Annotated in this window: 24 protein-coding genes and 1 tRNA gene; 20 read left to right on the forward strand and 5 right to left on the reverse strand. The window is 65.3% G+C overall.

Features of this window, described 5'->3' with window-relative positions; translation table 11 throughout:
- On the forward strand, nt 1-449 hold a 449-nt coding region (locus G9Q80_RS05630), incomplete at its 5' end, for an aminotransferase class I/II-fold pyridoxal phosphate-dependent enzyme (protein ID WP_168246434.1).
- Between the two features lie 87 nt (nt 450-536).
- Here the strand turns inward: G9Q80_RS05630 and G9Q80_RS05635 are convergent.
- Nucleotides 537-1,715, reverse strand: a complete 1,179-nt coding sequence (locus tag G9Q80_RS05635; protein ID WP_088716800.1) for an acetyl-CoA C-acyltransferase family protein — start codon at nt 1,713-1,715, stop codon at nt 537-539.
- Between the two features lie 132 nt (nt 1,716-1,847).
- Here G9Q80_RS05635 and G9Q80_RS05640 point away from each other — a divergent pair, with 132 nt between their 5' ends.
- A complete protein-coding gene (locus G9Q80_RS05640; RefSeq protein WP_043143882.1) occupies nt 1,848-2,156 on the forward strand; it encodes an EthD family reductase in 309 nt (102 codons plus the stop codon).
- Between the two features lie 21 nt (nt 2,157-2,177).
- Here G9Q80_RS05640 and G9Q80_RS05645 read toward each other — a convergent pair whose 3' ends face one another.
- Entirely contained in the window at nt 2,178-3,518 is a 1,341-nt protein-coding gene (locus G9Q80_RS05645; RefSeq protein WP_088716799.1) for a mechanosensitive ion channel family protein, read from the reverse strand.
- A gap of 112 nt (nt 3,519-3,630) precedes the next feature.
- Between G9Q80_RS05645 and G9Q80_RS05650 the strand changes: the two genes are divergently transcribed.
- On the forward strand, nt 3,631-4,590 hold the full coding sequence (locus tag G9Q80_RS05650; protein ID WP_088716798.1) for a PLP-dependent cysteine synthase family protein: 960 nt from the start codon (nt 3,631-3,633) through the stop codon (nt 4,588-4,590).
- A 103-nt stretch (nt 4,591-4,693) separates the two neighbouring features.
- Here G9Q80_RS05650 and G9Q80_RS28395 read toward each other — a convergent pair whose 3' ends face one another.
- Nucleotides 4,694-4,816: a hypothetical protein gene (locus G9Q80_RS28395; protein WP_263281699.1), complete on the reverse strand. Its 123-nt coding sequence runs from the start codon at nt 4,814-4,816 to the stop codon at nt 4,694-4,696.
- A 295-nt stretch (nt 4,817-5,111) separates the two neighbouring features.
- Between G9Q80_RS28395 and G9Q80_RS05655 the strand changes: the two genes are divergently transcribed.
- The 5 genes from G9Q80_RS05655 to G9Q80_RS05675 all read left to right on the forward strand — a co-directional run bounded on the left by G9Q80_RS05655 (nt 5,112) and on the right by G9Q80_RS05675 (nt 10,473).
- Nucleotides 5,112-6,032 carry a Hint domain-containing protein gene (locus G9Q80_RS05655; RefSeq protein ID WP_088716797.1) on the forward strand — a complete coding sequence of 307 codons (921 nt, stop codon included), beginning with the start codon at nt 5,112-5,114 and terminating at the stop codon, nt 6,030-6,032.
- Between the two features lie 252 nt (nt 6,033-6,284).
- On the forward strand, nt 6,285-7,703 hold the full coding sequence (leuC, locus tag G9Q80_RS05660) for a 3-isopropylmalate dehydratase large subunit (RefSeq protein WP_069211258.1): 1,419 nt from the start codon (nt 6,285-6,287) through the stop codon (nt 7,701-7,703).
- A gap of 12 nt (nt 7,704-7,715) precedes the next feature.
- Nucleotides 7,716-8,321 (forward strand): 3-isopropylmalate dehydratase small subunit, encoded by a 606-nt coding sequence (leuD, locus tag G9Q80_RS05665; RefSeq protein ID WP_043143873.1) that lies wholly within the window; start codon nt 7,716-7,718, stop codon nt 8,319-8,321.
- Nucleotides 8,322-8,719: 398 nt separating this feature from the next.
- Nucleotides 8,720-9,529: a hypothetical protein gene (locus tag G9Q80_RS05670; RefSeq protein ID WP_069211259.1), complete on the forward strand. Its 810-nt coding sequence runs from the start codon at nt 8,720-8,722 to the stop codon at nt 9,527-9,529.
- Between the two features lie 23 nt (nt 9,530-9,552).
- Nucleotides 9,553-10,473 carry an endonuclease/exonuclease/phosphatase family protein gene (locus G9Q80_RS05675; RefSeq protein ID WP_088716796.1) on the forward strand — a complete coding sequence of 307 codons (921 nt, stop codon included), beginning with the start codon at nt 9,553-9,555 and terminating at the stop codon, nt 10,471-10,473.
- Here G9Q80_RS05675 and G9Q80_RS05680 read toward each other — a convergent pair.
- The gene (locus G9Q80_RS05680) at nt 10,409-11,347 is read right to left on the reverse strand and encodes a Rossmann-fold NAD(P)-binding domain-containing protein (protein WP_246870488.1); all 939 of its coding nucleotides are present in this window, start codon (nt 11,345-11,347) and stop codon (nt 10,409-10,411) included. The genes G9Q80_RS05675 and G9Q80_RS05680 overlap by 65 nt on opposite strands.
- Nucleotides 11,348-11,425: 78 nt before the next feature.
- Between G9Q80_RS05680 and G9Q80_RS05685 the strand changes: the two genes are divergently transcribed.
- The 7 genes from G9Q80_RS05685 (at nt 11,426) to arsB (ending at nt 16,685) form a co-directional block, all read left to right on the forward strand.
- On the forward strand, nt 11,426-12,364 hold the full coding sequence (locus tag G9Q80_RS05685; protein WP_088716795.1) for a LysR family transcriptional regulator: 939 nt from the start codon (nt 11,426-11,428) through the stop codon (nt 12,362-12,364).
- A 32-nt stretch (nt 12,365-12,396) separates the two neighbouring features.
- Complete coding sequence (gene leuB, locus G9Q80_RS05690) at nt 12,397-13,500, forward strand: 3-isopropylmalate dehydrogenase (protein ID WP_043143865.1); 1,104 nt, start codon at nt 12,397-12,399, stop codon at nt 13,498-13,500.
- A gap of 70 nt (nt 13,501-13,570) precedes the next feature.
- Nucleotides 13,571-13,954: a hypothetical protein gene (locus tag G9Q80_RS05695; protein WP_043143862.1), complete on the forward strand. Its 384-nt coding sequence runs from the start codon at nt 13,571-13,573 to the stop codon at nt 13,952-13,954.
- 99 nt (nt 13,955-14,053) lie between these two features.
- Entirely contained in the window at nt 14,054-15,028 is a 975-nt protein-coding gene (locus G9Q80_RS05700) for a DMT family transporter (protein ID WP_052244599.1), read from the forward strand.
- A 44-nt stretch (nt 15,029-15,072) separates the two neighbouring features.
- Nucleotides 15,073-15,149, forward strand: a tRNA-Pro gene (locus tag G9Q80_RS05705).
- Nucleotides 15,150-15,285: 136 nt separating this feature from the next.
- On the forward strand, nt 15,286-15,648 hold the full coding sequence (locus tag G9Q80_RS05710; protein WP_088716794.1) for an ArsR/SmtB family transcription factor: 363 nt from the start codon (nt 15,286-15,288) through the stop codon (nt 15,646-15,648).
- Between the two features lie 23 nt (nt 15,649-15,671).
- Entirely contained in the window at nt 15,672-16,685 is a 1,014-nt protein-coding gene (gene arsB, locus G9Q80_RS05715) for an ACR3 family arsenite efflux transporter (RefSeq protein WP_088716804.1), read from the forward strand.
- A 2-nt stretch (nt 16,686-16,687) separates the two neighbouring features.
- Here arsB and G9Q80_RS05720 read toward each other — a convergent pair whose 3' ends face one another.
- The gene (locus tag G9Q80_RS05720) at nt 16,688-17,452 is read right to left on the reverse strand and encodes an SDR family oxidoreductase (protein WP_088716793.1); all 765 of its coding nucleotides are present in this window, start codon (nt 17,450-17,452) and stop codon (nt 16,688-16,690) included.
- Between the two features lie 146 nt (nt 17,453-17,598).
- Between G9Q80_RS05720 and G9Q80_RS05725 the strand changes: the two genes are divergently transcribed.
- From G9Q80_RS05725 to G9Q80_RS05745, 5 genes are all read left to right on the forward strand, one after another.
- Nucleotides 17,599-18,504: a 2-dehydro-3-deoxygalactonokinase gene (locus G9Q80_RS05725; RefSeq protein ID WP_088716792.1), complete on the forward strand. Its 906-nt coding sequence runs from the start codon at nt 17,599-17,601 to the stop codon at nt 18,502-18,504.
- Entirely contained in the window at nt 18,501-19,106 is a 606-nt protein-coding gene (locus G9Q80_RS05730) for a 2-dehydro-3-deoxy-6-phosphogalactonate aldolase (protein ID WP_043147018.1), read from the forward strand. The genes G9Q80_RS05725 and G9Q80_RS05730 overlap by 4 nt, the downstream gene beginning before the upstream one ends.
- A 180-nt stretch (nt 19,107-19,286) precedes the next feature.
- Complete coding sequence (locus G9Q80_RS05735; RefSeq protein WP_088716791.1) at nt 19,287-19,967, forward strand: ABC transporter ATP-binding protein; 681 nt, start codon at nt 19,287-19,289, stop codon at nt 19,965-19,967.
- A complete protein-coding gene (locus G9Q80_RS05740) occupies nt 19,964-21,277 on the forward strand; it encodes an ABC transporter permease (RefSeq protein ID WP_088716790.1) in 1,314 nt (437 codons plus the stop codon). The genes G9Q80_RS05735 and G9Q80_RS05740 overlap by 4 nt, the downstream gene beginning before the upstream one ends.
- A complete protein-coding gene (locus tag G9Q80_RS05745; RefSeq protein WP_088716789.1) occupies nt 21,274-21,759 on the forward strand; it encodes a copper chaperone PCu(A)C domain-containing protein in 486 nt (161 codons plus the stop codon). Before G9Q80_RS05740 ends, G9Q80_RS05745 begins: the two co-directional genes overlap by 4 nt.
- Nucleotides 21,760-21,895: the final 136 nt, after the last annotated feature.

Raw genomic sequence — 21,895 nt, forward strand, 5'->3', positions numbered from 1 at the left:
TCTCGGGCTCGCGGGCGCTCTGCGATTTCATCCGCAGCTTTGCCTCGGGGTTCATCTTCACCACCGCGCTGCCGCCGGCGGTGGCGGCCGCGGCCCAGGCCTCGATCGCGCATCTGAAGGTTTCCGACGCCGAGCGCCGGCAGCAACGCCGGCAGGTAGCGCGCCTGCGCGCGGCGCTGGACCGGCAGGGCATCCCGCACCTGGCCAATGACAGCCACATCATCCCGGTGATGATCAAGGACCCGGTGAAATGCCGGATGCTGGCGGACATCCTGATGCGCGACTGGGGGATCTACGTGCAGCCGATCAACTATCCAACCGTGCCCAAGGGCACCGAGCGCCTGCGCTTTACCCCGGGGCCGCTGCATTCGGACGCCGACATCGACCACCTGGTCGAGGCCCTCACCGTATTGTGGAAGCAATGCGCCCTTGCCCACGCGGTGGCCTGAGCGCCGCGCCACCTGCTTCTTTGGTTTGAAAAATACCTCGGGGAGCGCGAGGGGCTGGCCCCTCGCTCTTGTCTCCGTTGGCCGGTGTCAGATCCGCTCTATCGCCAAGGCGATGCCCTGGCCGCCGCCGATGCACATAGTGATCAGCGCCTTGGATCCGCCGGTGCGTTCCAGCTCGTAAAGCGCCTTGACCGTGAGGATCGCTCCCGTTGCGCCGACCGGGTGGCCAAGGGCGATGGCGCCGCCGTTTGGGTTCACCTTCGCCGGGTCGAGGCCCAGTTCCTTGTTCACCGCCAGGGCCTGCGCGGCAAAGGCCTCGTTCGATTCGATCACGTCGAAGTCGGCAACGCCTAGGCCCGTACGCTCGAGCAGGGACATCACCGCGGGAACCGGGCCGATGCCCATGACCTCGGGGCGCACACCGGCATGGGCATAGCCCAGCACGCGGGCGCGCGGTTTAAGGCCGGCGCCTTCGGCCGCCGAGGCACGCGCCAGCACCAGCGCCGCCGCGCCGTCGTTGATGCCGCTGGCATTGCCAGCCGTCACGCTTCCGTCTTTCTGGAAGACCGCGCGCAGGCCGGAAAGCGCCTCCAGCGTGGTGGCCTTGGGGTGTTCATCGGTGTCGAAATCCACCATGTCGCGCTTCTTGCGCACCTGCACCGGCACGATCTGCTCGGCGAACCGTCCTTCGGCGATGGCTTTGGCGGCGCGTTCCTGGCTTTCCAGCGCAAAGGCGTCCTGCGCCTCGCGGGAAATGTCATGCTCCGAGGCAACGTTTTCGGCTGTCACGCCCATGTGGCCGGTGCCGAAGGGGCAGTTCAGCGCGCCCAGCATCATGTCCAGCGTCTTGACGTCGCCCATCTTGGCGCCCCAGCGCTGATCGGTGATCGCGAAGGGAGAGCGCGACATCGCCTCGGCTCCGCCGGCCAGCGCGAAGTCCGCATCGCCCAGCATCAGCGACTGCACCGCAGAAACGATGGCCTGCGCGCCGGACCCGCAGAGCCGGTTGACGTTCATCGCCGGGGTGCTGTCGGGAATGCCCGCCTGCATCGCCGCCACGCGGCTGAGGTACATGTCGCGCGGTTCGGTGTTGATGACATGGCCGAACACGACGTGTCCGATCTGCCCGCCCTCGACGCCCGCGCGTTCCAGCGCGGCCTTTGCCGCCGCTGTCCCGAGGTCAATGGGCGGCGTGCCTGCAAGGCTGCCGCCGAACGTTCCGATGGCGGTGCGCGCACCGCTCAGGATGACGATATCTTCGCTCATGGTCCCCTCCTGGATCTGGGGCGACTATGCGCGCGCGACATGGGTTTGTCAGCCCTCGGGACGGGTTTGCAAATTGAGACGTAACGGCACGCCACCTGTGGTAAACCGGACGGACAACAGGGAGGAAGTGTTATGTCCAGCAGCGTTCAGGTGCTCTATCCGGCGACGGAAGGCACCCATTTCGACTATGACTACTACGTCAACACGCATCTCAAGATGGTGGCCGAGATCTGGGGTCCTTACATGAAGACCGCCATTGCCACCAAGGGGCTGTCCGGCGGTCCCGATACGCCGCCGGGCTTTCATGCCATCGCGACGCTGGTCTTCAAGGACGGGGCCGCCTTGAAAGAGGGAATGGCCAAGGCGCAGCCGCTGTTGGATGACATCCCGAAATTCACCGATTGCCAGCCGCAGATGCTGATCGGCGAGGTGATCGGCTGAAGCACTCCGTGGCCGCGTCCGTCAGTCCATGACGGGCGCGGCTGGATCTGCATCCTTCAGCACCCGCACCTCGCGTTGCGGGAAGGGGATCGAGATGTCGTTGGCCTGGAAGGCGTCCCAGAGGGCGAGGTACACGTTGCCCCGGATGTTCGTCAGCCCGCCCGTGGGGTCGGTGATCCAGAAGCGCAGGACATAGTCCACCGAGGAATCGCCGAAGCCGATGATGTGGCAGACCGGGGGCTTGTGGCTGAGCACCCGGTTCACGCTTTGCGCAGCGGCGATGGCGATGCGCCGCACCTCGTGCGGATCGTCCTGGTAGGAGGTGCCAAAGTGGATGTCGAGCCGCACGAAGTCGTTGGAATGCGACCAGTTCACCACTTGCCCGGTGATCAGATCCTCGTTCGGGATCAGATATTCCCGGCCATCGCGCGTGACCACGCTGACATAGCGTGCGCCCAGGGACTCGATCCAGCCAAAGGTCTCGCCCAGGCTGATGACGTCGCCGGGCTTGATCGACTTGTCGAGCAGGATGATGATCCCGGAGACGAGGTTCGACACAACCTTTTGCAGGCCAAAGCCGAGGCCCACGCCGATGGCGCCCGACAGCACCGCCAGGCCGGTCAGATCCACCCCCACCGATTTCAGCGCGATGAAGAAGGCCGAGCCAAACAGGATTACCTGCAGGACCTTGACCGCCAGCACCTGCATCGATGGGCTGATCGCCGTGTTGCGCCGGATCGAGGCTGCCGAGGCGCCTGCCATCAGCCGGGCCATCGCCAAGAGCACCGCCATGATCACCACGGCCTTGATGATCAGCCACATCGACAGCCGCGTCTCCCCCATCGTGATCGCGATGGATTCCAGCGTGTTTTCCGCCTCGTCGGTCCAGCCGAGGATCGACAGCGTGGCCCATGTCCAGGCGCCGTAGCGCACCACCACGCCAAGTGCAGGGTTCGCGATCAGCCGGGTCGCGAAGGCGATGAACAGCCAGGCGGTCGAAAGGTTCGCCACCACCCGCAACAAGAGCGAGCGGTAGGACCAGGTCAGTTCCTTCATCACCAGGTAGGCGACCCAGATCATCGCCACGAACAGGATCATCCGCATCCGCCGCTGCACGATCAGCCCGATCCGCAACCGCCATTTCGGCCAGTTCTCGCGGCTGCGAAGCCAGTCGGAATAGCGCGGCCGGATCAGGGCGCGCAGTCCCCATGCGAATAGAAAGACGGCGAGGATGATGCCGATCTGGTAGGTGGTCCAGGGCCGCATGGCCTGTCGCCACAGCAACTCGCCTTCGGCCAGCAGGAATTCCCAGAGGCCGATCAGTGCCTCGGGGTCCAGCGGCAGCGTCTCCTGTGGGTCCATGTCACCTTCCGTCGGCGCGGGTCTCGGGAACTTCAAAGAGTATTGCAAAGCGGGAACCGCGCAACCCTCTGGATTGCTTGACTTGCCGAGGAGGGCGGCGCAGCTTCCGGCCATGATCCTCACTTCTGCCATTGACGCCATCGGGAACACGCCGCTGATCGACCTCACCCGTGCCTGCGCGGCGCTGGGGGTCGAGGGGCGTATCCTGGCCAAGCCCGATTTCTTGTTGCCGGGGTTTTCCAAGAAGGACCGGGCGGCCCGCGCCATCATTCAGGCGGCGCGCGAAAGCGGCGTGTTGCAACCCGGGCAGCCGGTGGTCGAGCTGACCTCGGGCAACATGGGCACCGGGCTGGCCATCGTCTGCGGCATTCTCGGGCATCCGTTCATCGCGGTGATGAGCCGGGGCAATTCGGTCGAACGGGCGCGCATGATGGCGGCGTTGGGCGCCGAGGTGGTGCTGGTCGACCAGGCGCCGGGGGGTGTTCCGGGGCAGGTGTCCGGTGCGGACCTGGCGCTGGTCGAAGAGGCAACTCAGCGCATCACGCGAGACCGCGGCGCCTTTCGGGCTGACCAGTTCGGCCATTCGGGCAACCCCGCGGCGCATGAAACCGGCACAGGGCCGGAACTATGGCAGCAGTCCGGCGGCACGATCGAGGTCTTTGCGGATTTCGTGGGGTCCGGCGGGACGCTGGCGGGCACGGCACGGTTTCTCGCCCCCAAGGGCGTGCGCTGTTACGCTGTCGAACCCCGGGGCGCCGAGGCCATCGGCGGCGGGGATACCAGGCATCCGGACCACCCGATACAGGGCGGCGGCTATGGCATGGCGGACCTGGTGCATCTGCGTGACGCGCCGCTGTCGGGAACCCTGACCGTCAGCGGCGAGCAGGCGCGGGACCACGCCCGCCTGCTGGCGCGGACAGAGGGGCTGTTCGCCGGCTATTCGTCGGGCGCGAACCTTGCAGCGGCGGCAGACCTTTTGCGCGGGCCGGAAAGGGGCCGCACGGTGGGGATAGTACTGTGCGACAGTGGTCTGAAATACCTTTCGACCGACCTCTGGGCGGACGCGACCTGATCGCCTGTCAATGTCTGCTAACGAATGACGCCGCCCCTTGAGGCGGCGCGGCTTTGGCACCCGTGAGGCCGGTCCGCCCGACAGGGCGACCGGTGTCCCGGCATCATTCCACCAGCACGGTCAGCGGGGTGATCCCGCTTGATTCCACGCGGGCCTGCACGCTGAACGCCGCCACGATCAGCACGGCGATCAAGCCAAGGTTGACGATGTTCAATGCACTGCGCATCGGATGCCTCATTTCCTCATGTAACGGGTACGCATTGCCCCGTCACTCGGATCAAGATTTTCGGAAGTCTTGCGCGGATTTCCCCGCGAACCGCCGGAAAATGGGCCAGATCCGGAGATGCCACAAGGGGGCCGCGTCAGTTTGTCCACGGCCCGGGACGGTCATGGGTCCGTGCCCGGCAAATCCTCGCCGTCGGCGCTTTTCATTGCCAGTTTGCGGATAAGCTGACAGGGTCGGTCAAACCCGGGAGAGCCGTGTTTCACGGCGGGTCATTGATTGGAGAGGAAGAGCATTCATGGGTCAGTTCACCGTTCTGTCCGCTACTTACTACAGCCAGTTTACCATCGGCGGCGTGCCGTCTGGCTGGAACAAGCAGGGCGACACGATCAACAACCCGGTCTACGGCTCTTCGATCTACGAGGAACAGGGTGGCCCGATCGACGAGGAAGTCGAACAGGGAGAGGTCATCAACCCCGACTACTCCGCCAGTGACGCAACCTACCTGGGCAAGGTAACCTTTGGCGGGCGCGACTTCTACTTTATCCAGGACCAGTTCGGCTACCTGCTCGGCTCGACCGAGGCGAACGTACCCTATTCCGAATTCCCGAACTCCATCGATCCCAGCGACGTGCTGAACGAGAACATGCCCGCCTGTTTCCTGACAGGTACGGGGATTTCGACGCCCACAGGCCGCGTGGCGGTCGAGGACCTGCACATTGGATCAGAGATCCTCTCGCACGGCGGCGAGGTGGTGCGGGTGAAATGGATCGGGGTTCAGCGGGTTTCGACCCGGTTCGGCCCGGCCGAGCGCCTGATGCCCGTGCGTGTCCGCGCCGGGGCGTTGGGCGGCGGCTGTCCGGAACGGGATCTGGTATTGACGGCGGATCATGCCCTGCTGATCGACGGGATGCTGATCGACGCGGGCGCACTGGTGAATGGCGCGGGTATCACTTGGGTGCCGCTGTCGGACCTGGGCGAGGGCTATACGCTCTACCATGTCGAGACCGAGGAACACGCGGTCATCCTGGCCGAAGGCGCCCCGGCAGAGACCTTTATCGACTACATCGGCCGTCGCGCCTTTGCGAACCATGCCGAGTATACTGCGCTTTACGGTGAGGACCGTGCCATCCCGGAAATGTCCCTGCCGCGCATCTCCTCGGCCCGGCAGGTGCCCGAGGCGCTGCGGCGCCGTCTGGCGCCCGGCCAGGTGGCCTGAGGGCGCACCTGCTCTGCCCATTGAGAGCGGTCCCGACGAGCGTCGGCGCTCTCTTGCGGGAATCTTTGCGAGGCTGTATCAGGCGGGGTCATGAAACCCCATGTCGACAGGACAGACCGCGCGCGCCTGCGCGAACGTTTCTACGGCGCCACGCACACCGTGCTGGCCCGGCTACAGGCGCGCGCCTGATCCCCGGCGCGTGCCCGCGCCACCCTTCCGACACGCCATTCGCCAATCAACGGGAGAGGACCAATGTCCCCCAAGACGCTTTATGACAAGATCTGGGATGCCCATCTCGTCCACGAGGACGCAGACGGCACCAGCCTCATCTACATCGACCGCCACCTCGTCCACGAGGTGACCAGCCCGCAGGCCTTCGAAGGGCTGCGCATGGCGGGCCGCACCGTGCGCGCGCCGGACAAGACCATCGCCGTCCCGGATCACAACGTGCCCACCACCGAGGGCCGCGACAACCCCGACCAGATGCCCGAGGACAGCCGCATCCAGGTGGCCGCGCTGGACACCAACGCCAAGGAATTCGGCATCCACTATTACCCGGTGTCGGACATCCGCCAGGGCATCGTGCACATCGTCGGCCCCGAACAGGGCTGGACCCTGCCGGGCATGACCGTGGTCTGCGGCGACAGCCACACCGCCACGCATGGCGCATTCGGCGCGCTGGCGCATGGTATCGGCACCTCCGAGGTCGAACACGTCCTCGCTACCCAGACGCTGATTCAGTCCAAGTCCAAGAACATGAAGGTCGAGATCACCGGCAAGCTGGCGCCGGGCGTGACCGCCAAGGACATCGTGCTGCGCATCATCGCCGAAACCGGCACCGCCGGCGGCACCGGCTATGTCATCGAGTATTGCGGTGAAGCGATCCGCAACCTCTCGATGGAAGGCCGGATGACGATCTGCAACATGGCCATCGAGGGAGGTGCCCGCGCCGGCCTGATCGCGCCGGACGAGACCACCTTTGACTACGTCAAGGGCCGCCCCCACGCGCCGAAGGGCGCCCAGTGGGAGGCCGCGCTCAACTGGTGGAAGACGCTCTATTCGGACGATGACGCGCATTGGGACAAGGTGCTGACCATCCCGGGCGAGTCGATCGAACCCACCGTGACCTGGGGCACCTCGCCCGAGGACGCGCTGCCGATTTCGGCGGTCGTGCCCGCGCCCGACAGCTTCAAGGGCGGCAAGGTCGCCGCGGCTCAGCGGTCGCTCGACTACATGGGTCTCCAGCCCGGCACGCCGCTGACCGACATCCAGATCGACACCGTGTTCATCGGTTCCTGCACCAATGGCCGGATCGAGGACCTGCGCGCCGTCGCCGAGGTCGTGAAAGGCAAAAAGGTCAAGGACGGCATGCGCGCCATGATCGTTCCCGGGTCCGGCCTTGTCCGCGCCCAGGCCGAGGAAGAAGGCCTGGCCGATATCTTCAAGGAGGCCGGTTTCGAATGGCGCCTTGCGGGCTGTTCCATGTGCCTTGCCATGAACCCCGACCAGCTGTCCGAGGGTGAGCGCTGTGCCTCCACCTCGAACCGCAACTTCGAGGGCCGCCAGGGTTACAAGGGGCGGACGCACCTCGTGTCGCCCGCGATGGCCGCTGCTGCCGCGCTGACCGGTCACTTGACCGACGTACGCGCGCTGATGACCGAAAACGCCTGAGGAGTCTGACCGATGGACAAGTTCGAAAAACTCACCGGGATCGCGGCGCCCATGCCGCTGGTCAACATCGACACCGACATGATCATCCCCAAGGTCTTTCTGAAGACCATCAAGCGGTCCGGCCTGGGCGTGAACCTCTTCGACGAGATGCGCTATGATCGGCAGGGCAACGAGATTTCCGATTTCGTGCTGAACCAGCCGCAGTATCGCGAGACCGAGATCCTGGTGGCGGGCGACAACTTCGGGTGCGGCTCGTCGCGGGAACACGCGCCTTGGGCGTTGAAGGACTTCGGCATCAAGGCGATCATCTCGACCTCCTTTGCCGACATCTTCTACAACAACTGCTTCAAGAACGGGCTGTTGCCGATCAAGCTGCCGCAAGAGGCGGTGGACGTGCTGATGAAGGACGCCGAAAAAGGCTCCAACGCGCGGATGATCGTCGACCTCGAGGCGCAGACCGTCACCACCTCGGACGGCGAGAGCTTCAGCTTTGAAATCGACCCGTTCAAGAAGCACTGCCTGCTCGAAGGCCTCGATGACATCGGCCTGTCGATGGAAAAGGCGCCGGCCATTGATGCCTTCGAGGCGCAGGCCGCACAGGCGCGCCCCTGGGTCTGATCCAATGAGACTCGCCCCCGCCGCGGCTCGCGGCGGGGGTGTTTCCGGCGCCGCCAGGGGCGGTGATCGCCACACTCGCTAATGCCGGGTTAACGGATGGCCCGATTTTCGGGCAGTCCTCTTGTGGCGGATTTTTCTTTTCCCCCAAGATATTGCGGTGCGTTCTTCACGCGCCTTTTTCGTGCCTTGGAATTGATGCAATCCCGCACCAGTACCTCCCCGAAAGGGCCATGAATCTGAGCAAGCCTCCCTTGAATGCTTGAGCGATCTGGGCAAAAGGGGCAAAACTTGGGCAAGATTGAGGCAACCCGCCGTAAAGTGCGGGCTCGGGATGGAACAAGGGCGCGGCATCGTATCGCTCCCGTCCGGAACGAAAGGGCAGAACTGTGATCACGCGAATGGTGGCCGCCGGGGCGCGGGCATTCCTTGTTGCATTGCTTGTGGCGACTCCTGCGCTGCTGATGCCGGGAACCCGTGCCGAGACCACCCAGATGATCGCCCTGATCGGCCTTGTTGCCGCCATCCTGACCCTTGTCGAATATCTTGCCGACGCGCCCTCGCTGATCGAGTTCCGTTCGGCCCCGCCGTTCAACCGCATCCGTTTCTTCTCGCTTGCGCTGACCGTGATCCTGTTGACGTTGATTTGCCGGGGCGCGGTGTTGCCGACCCCCCTAACGGACGGTCTGATCGGTTTTGGCCGCATGATCGGTGAGGCGATGGATTTCTCCTTTTCGCCCGTGCACCTGATGCTGCTGGCCGTACCCGGAGAGGCGATGGTCGAAGAGATCCGTCCGCTGGCAGGCCTGGCCTATGTCATTTCCCTTGTCACGATCCTGCTGTTCGTGGCGCTGGTGCGGATCCTGGATTGGCCGCTGGGGCGGGGTGCCTTCAATTTCTGGATCAACCTGCCGCTCTACGACCCTACCGCAGGTGGTGACATCCTGCGGCGCCTGCGCCGGGACAGCCACGTTAACGTAGCCTTAGGGTTCCTGCTGCCATTCTTGATTCCGGCGCTGCTGAAGGCCGCCGGGGTTCATGCGACGTCCTTGTCCTGGGCCGAACCGCAAACACTGATCTGGACGATGAGCGCATGGGCCTTTCTGCCGGCAAGCTTGATCATGAGGGGGGTGGCGCTGATGCGCATTGCCGACCTGATCGAGGAAAAGCGCCGCCGCGCCTACGCGCAGGCGGACCTGCAGGCGGTCTGATCCTCTTTCTCAGCTACGTTCTCGTGGCCTGGGCGGCCTGTGCCGACCCGGTGCGCCTGGCCACCTGGCACGGTGATTTCAGCCGCAAGGGGCCGGGGCTGATGCTGGCCGACCTGGAAAAGGCGCCGCCGGACCTCGGGCCGATCGTCTCGGTCGGGCCGGACGTTCTGCTGTTGACCGACATCGACTATGACGCCGGTCTGGTCGCGTTGGGAAAGCTGAACAGCCTTCTGGCTGACCAGGGCCTGCACTATCCGTATCTCTTTGCCTTGCGGCCCAATACCGGAATGGCGACCGGGCTGGACATCGACGGGGACGGCTATCGTGGCGGTCCGCGCGATGCGCAGGGCTTTGGCTGGTTCGCGGGGCAGGGCGGTATGGCGCTGCTGTCGCGCTATCCGGTGGACCTGTGGGTCGATCATTCCGCGCTGTTGTGGAAGGACGTGCCGGACAGCGCGATTGCCCCTGACGACCCGGCACACGATGTGCAGCGCCTTTCCAGTTCCGCGCATTGGGCATTGCGCGTGGCAACGCCGGGCGGGGGGCTGACGCTGCTGACGCTTGCGGTCACACCGCCGGTTTTCGACGGCCCCGAGGATCGCAACGGGCGCCGCAATCGGGATGAGGTTCTGCTTTGGACTCATGTCCTTGACGGCAAGCTCGGTCATTCGCCCGATACGCCCGTCGTCATGATCGGCAATCTCAATCTTGATCCCGCACGCGGCAACGGGCTGCATGACGCCGCGCGCCGGGTGCTGGAACATGGGCGCCTGCAGGATCCAATGCCCGGTGCGGAGACCGTGACCTGGGACAGCACGGGGCCGATGCGGGTGAGTTATGTCTTGCCAGACCGGGCGCTGTCTGTCGGCGACAGCGGCGTCACGCCGCCGTCGCCGGATCTTGGGCCGCATGGTCTCGTCTGGGTCGATCTGACCCTGCCTTGAGCACTGGCGCCACGGCGGCGGCCAGTGCCTCGTCCACCGGGGTTTCCCGAAAGTCCGGCAGGAGCGCGTCGAAACTTTCATGTGTCAGGCGATGCGGCTTGTCCCAGAGGTAGCGCATCTCGACCAGTTTCGCCCCCAAGGGCCAGACCGGCGCGGCCAGGCGGAGGGGCCACCAGGCCATGCGCTTGACCCTCACCCCGCGTCCCAGGATCTCGCCGATCTGCCTGGCCATGTCCTGCCCGGTCAGCGTGTAGCCGGGAAAGTTCACCTCCGTGAATCGCGGCAGTATCTCGCTCCGTTCCGCCAGGGCGACCGCAGCGCGCGCCATGTCGGGCAGGAAGGCCCAGGCATGCGGCACATCCGGGTCGCCGGGATAGGTCAGCACGCCCTTCTTTAGCGAGGGCGCCATCTGCAGGTCGAACCAGTTGCCGGAGGCCGCGGTATCCAGGAAATCTCCGGCCCGCAAAAGGATCACGGGGATACCCGCATCGCGGTAGGTCTGCTCCATCTCGATCCGCACGCGGCCAAGGGGGTTCCGGGCCGCGTGGGCGACTTCGGGCCCAAACCCCTCCGGCGCCTCCTTGCCGAAGACATAGACGTTGCCGGGCAGGATAACCGTCGCGCCAGAGGTGCGCGCCGCCGCGATCACCTGTTCAGTCAGACGTGGTATCTGCGTGGCCCAGTCCGTGTAGGCCGGGTTCCAGCCGTTCACGATGATATCCATCCCCTGTGCCGCTTGCGCCAGGTCGTCCTGTTCGCGGTCGAGCAGCACAACCCGCCAACCCGCGTTCCAGAAGGCCTCTGCCGCGTTGCGTCCGAACCGCCCGCTGCCGCCCAGGATCAGCACGTTGCCCGTCATCTGACCATCCTCCATCTCACGTGCCCCCAAGTGTGCCCCATTCATCAGATTCGAGGAATTGCCAGAATGCGCAGCTCATGTATTCATGAATGAATGGATACAATCGTCACCAAGCTTGACTGGTCGCTGGTCCAGACCTTCCTGACCGTGGCCGAAACCGGATCACTGTCAGAGGCGGCGCGGCGTCTGGGAATCTCGCAACCGACCGCCGGACGGCAGGTCCGCCAGATCGAGACCACACTGGGGTTGGAGCTGTTCCGCCGCCAGTCGCGCGGACTGGCGCTCAGCGAGGCGGGCGCCGACCTGCTGCCCCACGCGCAGCGCATGGCCGAGGGCATGCGGGGGCTGAGCTTGGCCGCCGCGGGCCGGGCAGAGACGCTCTCAGGCCCCGTGCGCGTCACAGCCAGCGTCTTTACCGCGCAATACCACCTGCCGCCAATTCTTGCGAAACTGCGCGAGGAAGAACCGGAGATCAGTATCGACCTGGTGCCCACGGACCGGTCTGAGAACTTGTTGTACCGTGAGGCCGATATCGCCGTGCGGATGTATCGCAGCGAACAGCTGGACATCGTCACGCGTCACCTGGGCGAACTGGAATTGGGGCTCTACGGGGCGAAATCCTACATCGCGCGCCGGGGGCGGCCGGAGACTTTCGAGGCGTTCCTGAACCATGACCTGGTCGGGTATGACCGCTCTGACCTGATCCTGCGCGGCATGCGCGAGATGGGCGTGGAGGCACAGCGGGACTGGTTCGCCACCCGCACCGATCATCACCCCGTCTATTGGGAGTTGATAAAGGCAGGCTGCGGCATCGGCTTTGCGCAACGCAACATCGGCGATGCCGAACCGCTGGTGGAGCGGGTGCTGCCACAGATCCCGCTGCCGACGCTGCCGCTCTGGCTGGCGGCGCATGAGGCGGTCCGGAACACGCCGCGGATTCGCCGCGTCTGGGAGGCGCTGGCCGAAGGGCTGTCGGCCCATGTGGGCCGCGACAGGCGGGGTGATATTGACCAGACTGCCCCCGCGCGCTAGGGGCCTGACGTCACGAATAGGAGAGCCCGACCATGTCCAACCCTTCGCTTCTCATCCTGCCGGGCGACGGCATCGGCCCCGAGGTCATGGCCGAGGTCCGCAAGGTCATCGACTGGTACGGCGCAAAGCGCGACCTGGCCTTTGATGTGTCCGAGGACCTGGTGGGCGGCGCGGCCTACGACGCGCACGGCACACCGCTGCACGATGACACGATGGCCAAGGCGCAAGAGGTGGACGCGGTCCTTCTGGGCGCCGTCGGCGGCCCGAAATACGACGTGCTGGATTTCAGCGTGAAGCCCGAGCGTGGCCTTTTGCGCCTGCGCAAGGAAATGGACCTCTATGCCAACCTGCGCCCGGCCCAGTGCTTTGACGCGTTGGCGGATTTCTCGTCGCTGAAAAAGGATGTGGTCGCCGGCCTGGACATCATGATCGTGCGCGAGCTGACCTCGGGCATCTATTTCGGCGAGCCGCGCGGCATCATCGAAGAAGGCAACGAGCGCGTGGGCATCAACACCCAACGCTACACCGAGTCGGAGATCGACCGCGTGGCGCGCTCTGCGTTCGAACTGGCCATGAAGCGCGACAAGAAGCTGTGCTCGATGGAAAAGGCCAACGTCATGGAATCCGGCGTGCTCTGGCGCGAGGTGGTGACCGAGGTCGGCAAGGATTACCCCGAGGTCGAGTTGAGCCACATGTACGCCGATGCGGGCGCCATGCAGCTGTGCCGCTGGCCCAAGCAGTTCGACGTCATCGTGACCGACAACCTGTTCGGCGACTTGCTGTCCGATGCCGCTGCCATGCTGACCGGCAGCCTTGGCATGTTGCCCTCGGCCAGCCTTGGCGCGCCGATGGCGAATGGCCGTCCCAAGGCTCTGTATGAGCCGGTGCACGGCTCGGCGCCCGACATTGCGGGCCAGGGCAAGGCGAACCCGATTGCCTGCATCCTGTCGTTCGCGATGGCGCTGCGCTACAGCTTTGACCTTGGCGACGAGGCCACCCGCCTGGAACAGGCCGTGGAAAAAGTGCTGGCCGACGGTGCGCGCACCGCGGACCTGCTGGGCGAAGAAGGCGTCGATCCGGTTTCGACCAGCCAGATGGGCGACGCCATCGTTGCCGCGCTGGACGCCTCGCTGTAATAAATCCCGTCTCGACAGGGATGCCCGGGCCGGACAGGATCACCCTGTCCGGCCCGAAAGGTTTCTGCCCATGTTGCGTCCCGCCCTGATCACCTGCCTCCTTGCGTCGCCCCTCGTCGCCGAGGAGGTCCAGATCCTGCCCGGCTACTCCGATTTCCGTGTGCCATCGGCGCAGGTGACGGACATGCCGATGTCCCTTGTCCAGGACCTGGTCCTTGGGTTTCCGGGTGAAGGCGAGGGCCTGCCCCGGTTGGACCTGACCGCAGGGATCACGGACGGGCGGCTGGTTATCGAGGTCACGGAGGACGGTCTGGCCGACGATTCTACCCGTGCCCTTCAACGCCGGTTCGAGTTCCTCCGCGCTGATGGAGGCTGGCAGCTTGTCGCCTTTGGCCATCGTCAACGCTGTTGGCGGGGCAACACCGATGACTGGACGGACCAGCCCTGCCCCTGACCGGGCAAAGTTGCGCCCATCCCCCTTGCGTTCCAGCGGCAATCATCCTGTGATAGCGTTAACAAGCGGCGCCAACCGACTCAGCTTTACGGATTCCGGATGTCTCACAACGCCAAAGGCGCCCTTTTGGCGCTGCTCGCTTTCGGGGTGTTCTCGCTTCACGACGTGATCGTGAAGTGGCTGGGGGCCAGTTACAGCCCGGTGCAGATCGTCTTTTTCAGCGGGTTGTTTTCCTTTCCGCTGCTGACGCTGATCCTGATCCGCGAATCGCAGCCCGGCACTTTGCGGCCGGTGCATCCCTGGTGGCTGATGGTGCGGACCCTGTCTGCTGTCATCACGGGTCTGTCGGCCTTTTATGCCTTTTCCGTTCTGCCGTTGGCACAGGTCTATGCGATTCTCTTTGCCGCCCCCCTGCTGATCACCCTGCTGGCGATTCCCATCCTGGGCGAACAGGTGGGTCTGCGTCGCGGTATTGCGGTGGTCGTCGGTCTCTGCGGCGTTCTGGTGGTGCTGCGCCCCGGCGGAACAGAGCTGAGCTTGGGGCACCTGGCGGCGCTGGTTGCCGCCTTTGCCAGCTCCCTGGCCTCGATCATCGTGCGCAAGATCGGCCAAGACGAACGCAGCGTCGTCATGCTGCTTTATCCGATCCTGACGAATTTCATCGTCATGGGCGCGGCGCTGCCCTTTGTCTACAAGCCGATGCCGGCGCTGGAACTGGGCGGGCTGGCGTTGATGTCCGTCATGGCGTTTGCAGCCTCGGCGCTGGTCATCATGGCCTACAAGGCGGGCGAGGCCGTGGTGGTCGCCCCGATGCAGTATTCGCAGATCCTCTGGGCGGTTTTCACCGGGGCGGTCTTCTTCAACGAATACCCCGACACCTGGACGGCAGCGGGTGCGGGAATCATCATCGCCAGCGGCACCTACATCGTGCTGCGCGAAGGCGGAAAATCCTCGACCAACCGTCCGGTGCTGCGGTCCCGGACTCGGTTCGAGACCGGGATCGTGCCCCGTGTGCGGTTTTTCAGGAAAGACCGGACGCCGCGCGCGAAAGACCCGCGGCAAGCGCACGATTGAGCCTTGCCAAAGCCCCGGCGCTGGGCTATCCCGCCCGCCACGGTCGGAGTGTAGCTCAGCCTGGTAGAGCACTGTCTTCGGGAGGCAGGGGCCGGAGGTTCGAATCCTCTCACTCCGACCAATATGACCATCCAGTTTATCGGGGCCTTCGTGGGCCCCTTTTCGTTTCGGGCGAGCGCGACGCGGCATCCCGCCGCCAGGCGGCAGGTCCGCTGGCGACCTCTTGCGATCACCGTTAATTCGAATATACATGAAATATGGAAAAGATGGATGCCATTGCGACGCTGTCCGCCCTGGCGCATGACGCCCGGATCGACGTGTTCCGCCTGCTGGTCAATGCCGGGCCTGATGGCGTGACCGCGGGCCAGATAGCGGACCGGTTGAACATCCGCCCCAACACCCTGTCCAACAATCTCAACATCCTGTCCGGGGCGGGCCTTGTGCGGTCCCTGCGCGAGGGGCGGTCGGTGCGCTATTTCGCGAATTTCGATGCGATGCGCGGTCTGTTGTCCTTCCTGATGCAGGACTGCTGCGGCGGTCGGCCCGACCTCTGCCAACCGATCCTGAACCGGATCACTTGTGCGCCGACGGCGCCAGCCGACATGGAGCCTGACCAATGACCGAAACAACCGCCGATCCCGTGATGGGCACCTTTGAACGCTATCTCAGCCTCTGGGTGGCGCTGGCCATGCTGGTGGGCTTGGGCATCGGCGTGATGGCGCCCGGCCTGGTGCAGGCCATCGCGGCGGCCGAGGTCGCAAGCATCAACCTGGTTGTGGCGGTGCTGATCTGGGCGATGGTCTACCCGATGATGGTCGGCGTGGACTTCGGCGCGATTTCCGGCGTGGCGCGGCAGCCCAAGGGGCTGATCGTGACGCTGGCGGTCAACTGGCTGATCAAGCCCTTCACGATGGCGCTGATGGCGGTTCTGTTCTTCGACCATGTCTTTGCCCCCTGGATCGCGCCCGAGGATGCCGCGCAATACACCGCCGGTCTGATCCTGCTGGGGGCGGCGCCCTGTACCGCGATGGTCTTTGTCTGGTCGCAGCTGACCCGGGGCGATGCGACCTACACGCTGGTGCAGGTGTCGGTGAACGACATCATCATGGTCTTTGCCTTTGCGCCCATCGTCGCCTTTCTGCTGGGCGTAGCAGAGATTTCCGTGCCCTGGGAAACGCTGGTGCTGGCAACGGTGCTGTACGTGGTCTTGCCGCTGATTGCGGGCCTGTTGACACGGCGGGCATTAGGTAGCCAGCAAGCGGTCGAGAGGTTCACCGCAAGGGTCAAACCCTGGTCGGTCGTCGGGCTGATCGCCACGGTCGCCATTCTCTTTGGCCTGCAAGGAGAGGTGATCCTGGCCCGGCCGCTGGTCATCGTCCTGATTGCCGTGCCGATCCTTGTGCAGAGCTATGGCATCTTCGCGCTGGCCTATGGCGCCGCCTATGCGCTGAAGGTGCCGCACCGGATCGCGGCACCCTGCGCGATGATCGGTACGTCGAACTTTTTCGAACTCGCCGTGGCCGTCGCCATCAGCCTCTTTGGCCTCAATTCGGGCGCTGCGCTGGCGACGGTCGTCGGCGTGCTGGTCGAGGTGCCGGTGATGTTGTCTCTGGTGGCCTTTGCCAACCGCACGCGCGCTCGGTTCCCTGCAGTCTGAACCTAGATCGAGGCGGTGATGCCGCCATCGACATACAGCGTGTGCCCGTTGACAAAGCTGGAGGCATCCGAGGACAGGAAGACACAGGCGCCCACCAGTTCCTCGACCTTGCCCCAGCGCCCGGCGGGGGTGCGTTTTTCCAGCCAGGCGGAGAACTCGGGATCGTTGACCAGCGCCTCGTTCAGCGGCGTGTCGAAATAGCCCGGCGCGATGGCGTTGCATTGCAGCCCGTGGCGGGCCCAGTCGGTCGCCATGCCCTTGGTCAGGTTGCCGACCGCGCCCTTGGTCGTGGTGTAGGGCGCGATGCCGGGGCGGGCCAGCGCGGTCTGGACAGAGGCGATGTTGATGATCTTGCCACGTCCGCGCCCGATCATGTGCCGCGCGCAGGCCTGGCCGACGTGAAAGACGCTGGCGACATTGGTCTGCAGCAGCTTTTCGAACATCTCGGCCGGGAAGTCCTCCAGCGGGGTGCGGTACTGCATGCCCGCGTTGTTCACCAGGATGTCGATGGCGCCATGTTCGGCCTCGAACCCGTCGATGGCCTTGCGCACGGCATCATGATCTGTGGCATCGAAGGCAAGTTCACGGACCGTTGCGCCGGTGCCGCGCAGGCTCTCGGCGGCCTTGGTCAGCTTGCCCGCGTCGCGCCCGTTCAGGACGATCTTGGCCCCGGCCTCGGCCAGGCCGCGCGCAAGGGCATATCCGATCCCCTGCGAAGATCCGGTGACAAGCGCGCGTCGGTCGGCAAGCGAGAAAAGCTGGGACATTGGGTCTCCTCCGGTCGTGTTTCGGGCGATAGCGCGCGGTTCGGGCCGTGTTGTCAACCCGCGCGGGGCTTGCATCCTTGGTCAGGGCAGGGTCATTGAAGGGGCCGGACCATGTCCGGCGCCGGGATCGGAAGGGAGCAGGGACCATGCCGACAGATGCACTCTCGTGGATTGCCGTGGACTGGGGGACCTCGCGGTTGCGGGTCTGGCCGATGGACGCCGATGATCGCCCGCTGGAACTGATCGAATCGGACAAGGGCATGTCGCGCCTGACGCCCGACGCTTTCGAGCCGACACTGCTGGACCTCCTGGGCGACCGTTTGCCCGATACGACGGTGCCGGTGATGATCTGCGGCATGGCGGGCGCCCGGCAGGGCTGGTCCGAGGCCCCCTATGCTGCTGTCCCCTGCGAGCCGCCGGTTCGGGGTATCCGCCCGCCTGTGCAGGATGCGCGCCTGTCGGTGCAGATCCTGCCCGGTGTCCAGCAGGACCGCCCGGCCGACGTGATGCGCGGAGAGGAAACCCAGATCGCCGGGTTCCTGGTGCAGGAACCGCGCTTTGACGGTGTTCTGTGCCTGCCGGGAACGCATACGAAATGGGCTCACATCAGCGCCCGAGAGATCGTGTCCTTTCGGACCTTCATGACCGGCGAGCTTTTTGCCCTGCTGAGCAGCCAGTCGGTCCTGCGCCACACGATGACCGAAGACGGCTGGGATGCAGAGGTCTTTGCCAGCGCGGTGAGCGATTCGCTGTCCCGGCCCGCGGGTCTTGCCGCCTCGCTGTTCACCCTGCGCGCCGACGCGCTGTTGCACGGGACCAGATCGGCGGCATCCCGCGCGCGCCTGTCGGGCCTTCTGATCGGGGCCGAACTGGCCGCCGCGCGGCCCTACTGGCTGGGGCAGGAGGTGGTGATCCTGGGCGAGGACGCGCTTGCCACGGCCTATGCCACGGCGCTTGAACCGCAGGGCGTGCAGCCTCGTCTGCTGCCCGCCGGTGACATCACGCTGGCCGGTCTGACCGCCGCTTATCACCAGATGAAAGACCCGACATGACCAGAGAGCTTATCGCCATCCTGCGCGGCCTGACCCCCGACGAGGCCGCCCCCGTCACCGAGGCGCTGATAGCCGCCGGGATCACCAAGATCGAGGTGCCGCTGAATTCGCCCGACCCGTTCGACAGCATCCGGCGGATGATCACCCATGCCGGCGACACTGCGCTGATCGGCGCCGGTACGGTGCTGGACCCGGTCGAGGTCGGTCAACTGGCCGCACTGGGGGCGGGCATGGTGGTCTCGCCCGATTGCAATCCTCGCGTGATCGTGGCGGCCAAGTCGGCGGGGCTGTTGTCCTATCCGGGCGTCTTCACTGCGACAGAGGCTTTCACCGCGCTGCGCAACGGCGCCGACGGGCTGAAGTTCTTTCCCGCGTTCAAGCTGGGTCTCGACGGGTTCTCGGCGCTCAAGGCGGTGCTGCCGGCAGAGGCTGCGACCTATGCCGTGGGCGGCGTCGGCCCAGAGGATTTCGCCGACTGGCAAAAGGCCGGGATCACTGGGTTCGGCATCGGATCGAGCCTGTACAAGCCAGGGCGCACTGCCGGCGACGTCAAGGCGCGTGCCGAGGACCTGGTGGCTGCCTACGATGCCGCCTTTGGCTGAGGCTTGACAGCCGCGGCGCGGCATGTACGTTATAACATAACGAAACGGGTGAAGCGTCTTCGCCCTAATTGGAATGCCGTACCGCCTGATGCCGTCCTTGTCCCCCGAACCCGTGAATGCAAGCGCCCGGCCTGAACATGGGGTCAACCGGTCAAGCGGCGCGCATGGGGTGGCGGACTGATGGCGTTACCCCTGGAAATCAAGGATCTCGAGGTGCGGGCGGGCACCCGGACCCTGCTGAGAGTTGGTGATCTTTCCGCCCCCGCCGGCGCACTGATCGGCATACGGGGGCCTTCCGGTGCCGGGAAATCGACGTTCCTGCACGCGCTCAGCGGGTTGATCGAGGTACGCGGACGCCTGTGCTGGGGAGAGGTGGACCTGACCCGCCTGCGGCCCGAACGACGAACCGTCTTTCGCTCGGAAAACATGGGTCTGATCTTTCAGGACTTCCTGTTGTTTGAGGAACTTTCGCCGCAGGCCAACGCGGGGCTTTCCGGGCTTTTCAGGACGCGCCATGACCGAGCGCCAATCGCCACCCGTGCCGCCGAGGCGCTGGCACGTCTGGCCGTCCCGGAGGGCAACCGCAAGGTCGGGTCCTTTTCCGGAGGTGAGCGGCAAAGGGTGGCCATCGCCCGCGCCCTGGCGACCGATCCGGGCTTGTTGCTGGCCGATGAACCGACCGCGAGCCTGGACCGGCGGGCCGCCGATGCCTTGATCGAAGATCTGACCGGCCTGGCGCGTGCCGGCGGCAAGACCCTGATCGCGGTGAGCCACGATGCCCATCTGCTCGAACGGTTGGACCGTGTGCTGACCATCGAGGACGGGAAAGTCACGGACGATACCGGGGTGCAGGCCGCATGAGGGACAGTTGGGACAGCCTGCCGGTCCTCGCGCAAGACCTGATCATCGCCGGGGCGCTCTTGCTGCCCTTGCTGGTGATCGGGGGCATCCTGCTGCGCGGGTTCCGGCCCCTGCCGCTGGTCCGCGCGCTGATGTGGCGGTTTCGCTGGGCCAACCTGCTGTTCGTACTGCTAATCGCGGTGTCGACCGGCATGGGTATCGGGCTGATCGCGCAGGAGCGTGGGCTGCGCACCGGCAGCGCCCAGGCGGCAGAGAAATTCGATCTGGTGGTGACGGCGCCGGGGTCGGAACTGACCATGATGCTGGCGGCGGTCTTTCTGCAGCCCAGTGCCGTGCCGCTGCTGGACGGGGAGGCCTATGACCGGATCGCCAACCACCCGCAGGTGCAGATCGCGGCGCCCATCGCCTTCGGGGACAGCCACGATGGCGCACCGGTCGTCGGCACCATCGCGGAGTTTGTCACCTACCTCAGTGACGGCCAGATCGAGGGGCGGATATTTGCCCGGTCCGGAGAGGCCGTGGTGGGGGCGGCCATCGACCTGCAGATCGGTGACCGCTTCACGCCGGCCCACGGTCGCGGCAGCGGCGCCGATGCCGAGGCCCATGACGGCGTCGGGATCGAGGTGGTCGGACGCATGGCGCGCAGCGGCTCTCCCTGGGATCGGGCCATCCTGATCCCCGTCGAAACCGTCTGGGAGGTTCACGGCCTGGCCAACGGCCACCGCTTCGAAGAAGGTGACAGGATCGGCCCGCCTTTCACCCCCGAGTTGTTCCCCGGCACCCCGGCGGTGATCGTCCATGCCGGCGAACTCTGGGCCAATTATGCGCTGCGCTCGGAATTCACCGTGGGCGGCGAGACGATGGCCTTTTTTCCGGGCACCGTGCTGGCCGATCTTTATCGGGTCATGGGGGATGTGCGGCAGGCCATGTCTGTCATGTCCATCGTGACCCAGGTGCTTGTGGCGGCCTCTGTCCTGTTGGGGTTGTTCATCCTCACGCGTCTTTTCCAGCGGCAGCTGGCCATGCTGCGGGCGCTGGGGGCGCCGCGCCGTTTTGTCATGGCGGTGGTCTGGGGCTATGGCGTCACGCTGCTGGTGGCGGGAACGATGCTTGGGCTGGCGTTCGGCTATGCCGCGGCCCTGGTCCTGTCGCGGATCGTGACGCACAGGACCGATGTCCTGGTGACGGCCACGATCACCTGGGCCGAGGTGAACCTGGCGCTGGGCTTTCTGTCGGCCATGTCCGTCTTGTCTCTTGTTCCGGCGCTTGTCGTTCTGACGCGCCCTGTTGTGGAGAACCTACGCCAATGAAACATCTGCTTGCCGCGCTCATGCTGATGACCACCCCGGTTCTGGCCGAAGAGGGGCATGATCACGACGAACCGGCCCATGCCTTCGAGATCGGGGGACTGGAAATCCTGCATCCCTGGACCAATGCCACCGATCAAGATCATGCGCTGCTGTTCATGGACCTGCACAATGAGGGCACGGCCCGGGTCGAGATCCTGGGCGCCCGGCTGGACAGCGGGCTGGAAGGGCACTTGGTGGGCTTTCGCATGAAGGACGGCGAGATGGGATTCGAGTCCCTGCCGCCGATCCCGGTGGCCCCGGGCCGGCAGCTGGCGCTGGAGCCGGACGGACTGGCGATCCGCTTTGACGGGCTGCAAGCGGTGCTGGAAGAAGGTCACCACTGGGAGGTGATCCTGCTGACCTCGGCCGGAGAGCTGGAGATCGACGTCGTGATCGAGGCCCAAGACGCGCGCCAGCACGGCCACGCGGGGCATTCGCACTAGGGTTCCCGTAGGGCCGGGCGCACAGGCCCGGTGCTGCGCGGCTTGAGGACCGTTCAGGGAATTTTCCAGAGCAAAGCCGGGGATTGCGTGACCTTGGACCGATACGCGCTGTATACTTTAGGTATGCAAGCCGTGT

The sequence above is a fragment of the Mameliella sp. LZ-28 genome (assembly GCF_012274245.1).
GTDB classification, from domain to species: Bacteria; Pseudomonadota; Alphaproteobacteria; order Rhodobacterales; family Rhodobacteraceae; genus Antarctobacter; species Antarctobacter albus.

Excerpts from the sequence above, each read along its gene's own strand:
- G9Q80_RS05680 (WP_246870488.1), bottom strand. The coding sequence starts at position 11,347 with ATGGAGGATGGTCAGATGACGGGCAACGTGCTGATCCTGGGCGGCAGC.
- G9Q80_RS05670 (WP_069211259.1), top strand. The coding sequence starts at position 8,720 with ATGGTGGCCGCCGGGGCGCGGGCATTCCTTGTTGCATTGCTTGTGGCG.
- G9Q80_RS05645 (WP_088716799.1), bottom strand. The coding sequence starts at position 3,518 with ATGGACCCACAGGAGACGCTGCCGCTGGACCCCGAGGCACTGATCGGC.
- G9Q80_RS05635 (WP_088716800.1), bottom strand. The coding sequence starts at position 1,715 with ATGAGCGAAGATATCGTCATCCTGAGCGGTGCGCGCACCGCCATCGGA.
- G9Q80_RS05720 (WP_088716793.1), bottom strand. The coding sequence starts at position 17,452 with ATGTCCCAGCTTTTCTCGCTTGCCGACCGACGCGCGCTTGTCACCGGA.
- G9Q80_RS05685 (WP_088716795.1), top strand. The coding sequence starts at position 11,426 with ATGGATACAATCGTCACCAAGCTTGACTGGTCGCTGGTCCAGACCTTC.
- G9Q80_RS05735 (WP_088716791.1), top strand. The coding sequence starts at position 19,287 with ATGGCGTTACCCCTGGAAATCAAGGATCTCGAGGTGCGGGCGGGCACC.
- G9Q80_RS05695 (WP_043143862.1), top strand. The coding sequence starts at position 13,571 with ATGTTGCGTCCCGCCCTGATCACCTGCCTCCTTGCGTCGCCCCTCGTC.
- G9Q80_RS28395 (WP_263281699.1), bottom strand. The coding sequence starts at position 4,816 with ATGCGCAGTGCATTGAACATCGTCAACCTTGGCTTGATCGCCGTGCTG.
- G9Q80_RS05640 (WP_043143882.1), top strand. The coding sequence starts at position 1,848 with ATGTCCAGCAGCGTTCAGGTGCTCTATCCGGCGACGGAAGGCACCCAT.
- G9Q80_RS05740 (WP_088716790.1), top strand. The coding sequence starts at position 19,964 with ATGAGGGACAGTTGGGACAGCCTGCCGGTCCTCGCGCAAGACCTGATC.
- leuB (WP_043143865.1), top strand. The coding sequence starts at position 12,397 with ATGTCCAACCCTTCGCTTCTCATCCTGCCGGGCGACGGCATCGGCCCC.
- G9Q80_RS05700 (WP_052244599.1), top strand. The coding sequence starts at position 14,054 with ATGTCTCACAACGCCAAAGGCGCCCTTTTGGCGCTGCTCGCTTTCGGG.
- G9Q80_RS05725 (WP_088716792.1), top strand. The coding sequence starts at position 17,599 with ATGCCGACAGATGCACTCTCGTGGATTGCCGTGGACTGGGGGACCTCG.
- G9Q80_RS05745 (WP_088716789.1), top strand. The coding sequence starts at position 21,274 with ATGAAACATCTGCTTGCCGCGCTCATGCTGATGACCACCCCGGTTCTG.
- leuD (WP_043143873.1), top strand. The coding sequence starts at position 7,716 with ATGGACAAGTTCGAAAAACTCACCGGGATCGCGGCGCCCATGCCGCTG.
- arsB (WP_088716804.1), top strand. The coding sequence starts at position 15,672 with ATGGGCACCTTTGAACGCTATCTCAGCCTCTGGGTGGCGCTGGCCATG.
- leuC (WP_069211258.1), top strand. The coding sequence starts at position 6,285 with ATGTCCCCCAAGACGCTTTATGACAAGATCTGGGATGCCCATCTCGTC.
- G9Q80_RS05730 (WP_043147018.1), top strand. The coding sequence starts at position 18,501 with ATGACCAGAGAGCTTATCGCCATCCTGCGCGGCCTGACCCCCGACGAG.
- G9Q80_RS05655 (WP_088716797.1), top strand. The coding sequence starts at position 5,112 with ATGGGTCAGTTCACCGTTCTGTCCGCTACTTACTACAGCCAGTTTACC.
- G9Q80_RS05710 (WP_088716794.1), top strand. The coding sequence starts at position 15,286 with ATGGAAAAGATGGATGCCATTGCGACGCTGTCCGCCCTGGCGCATGAC.
- G9Q80_RS05650 (WP_088716798.1), top strand. The coding sequence starts at position 3,631 with ATGATCCTCACTTCTGCCATTGACGCCATCGGGAACACGCCGCTGATC.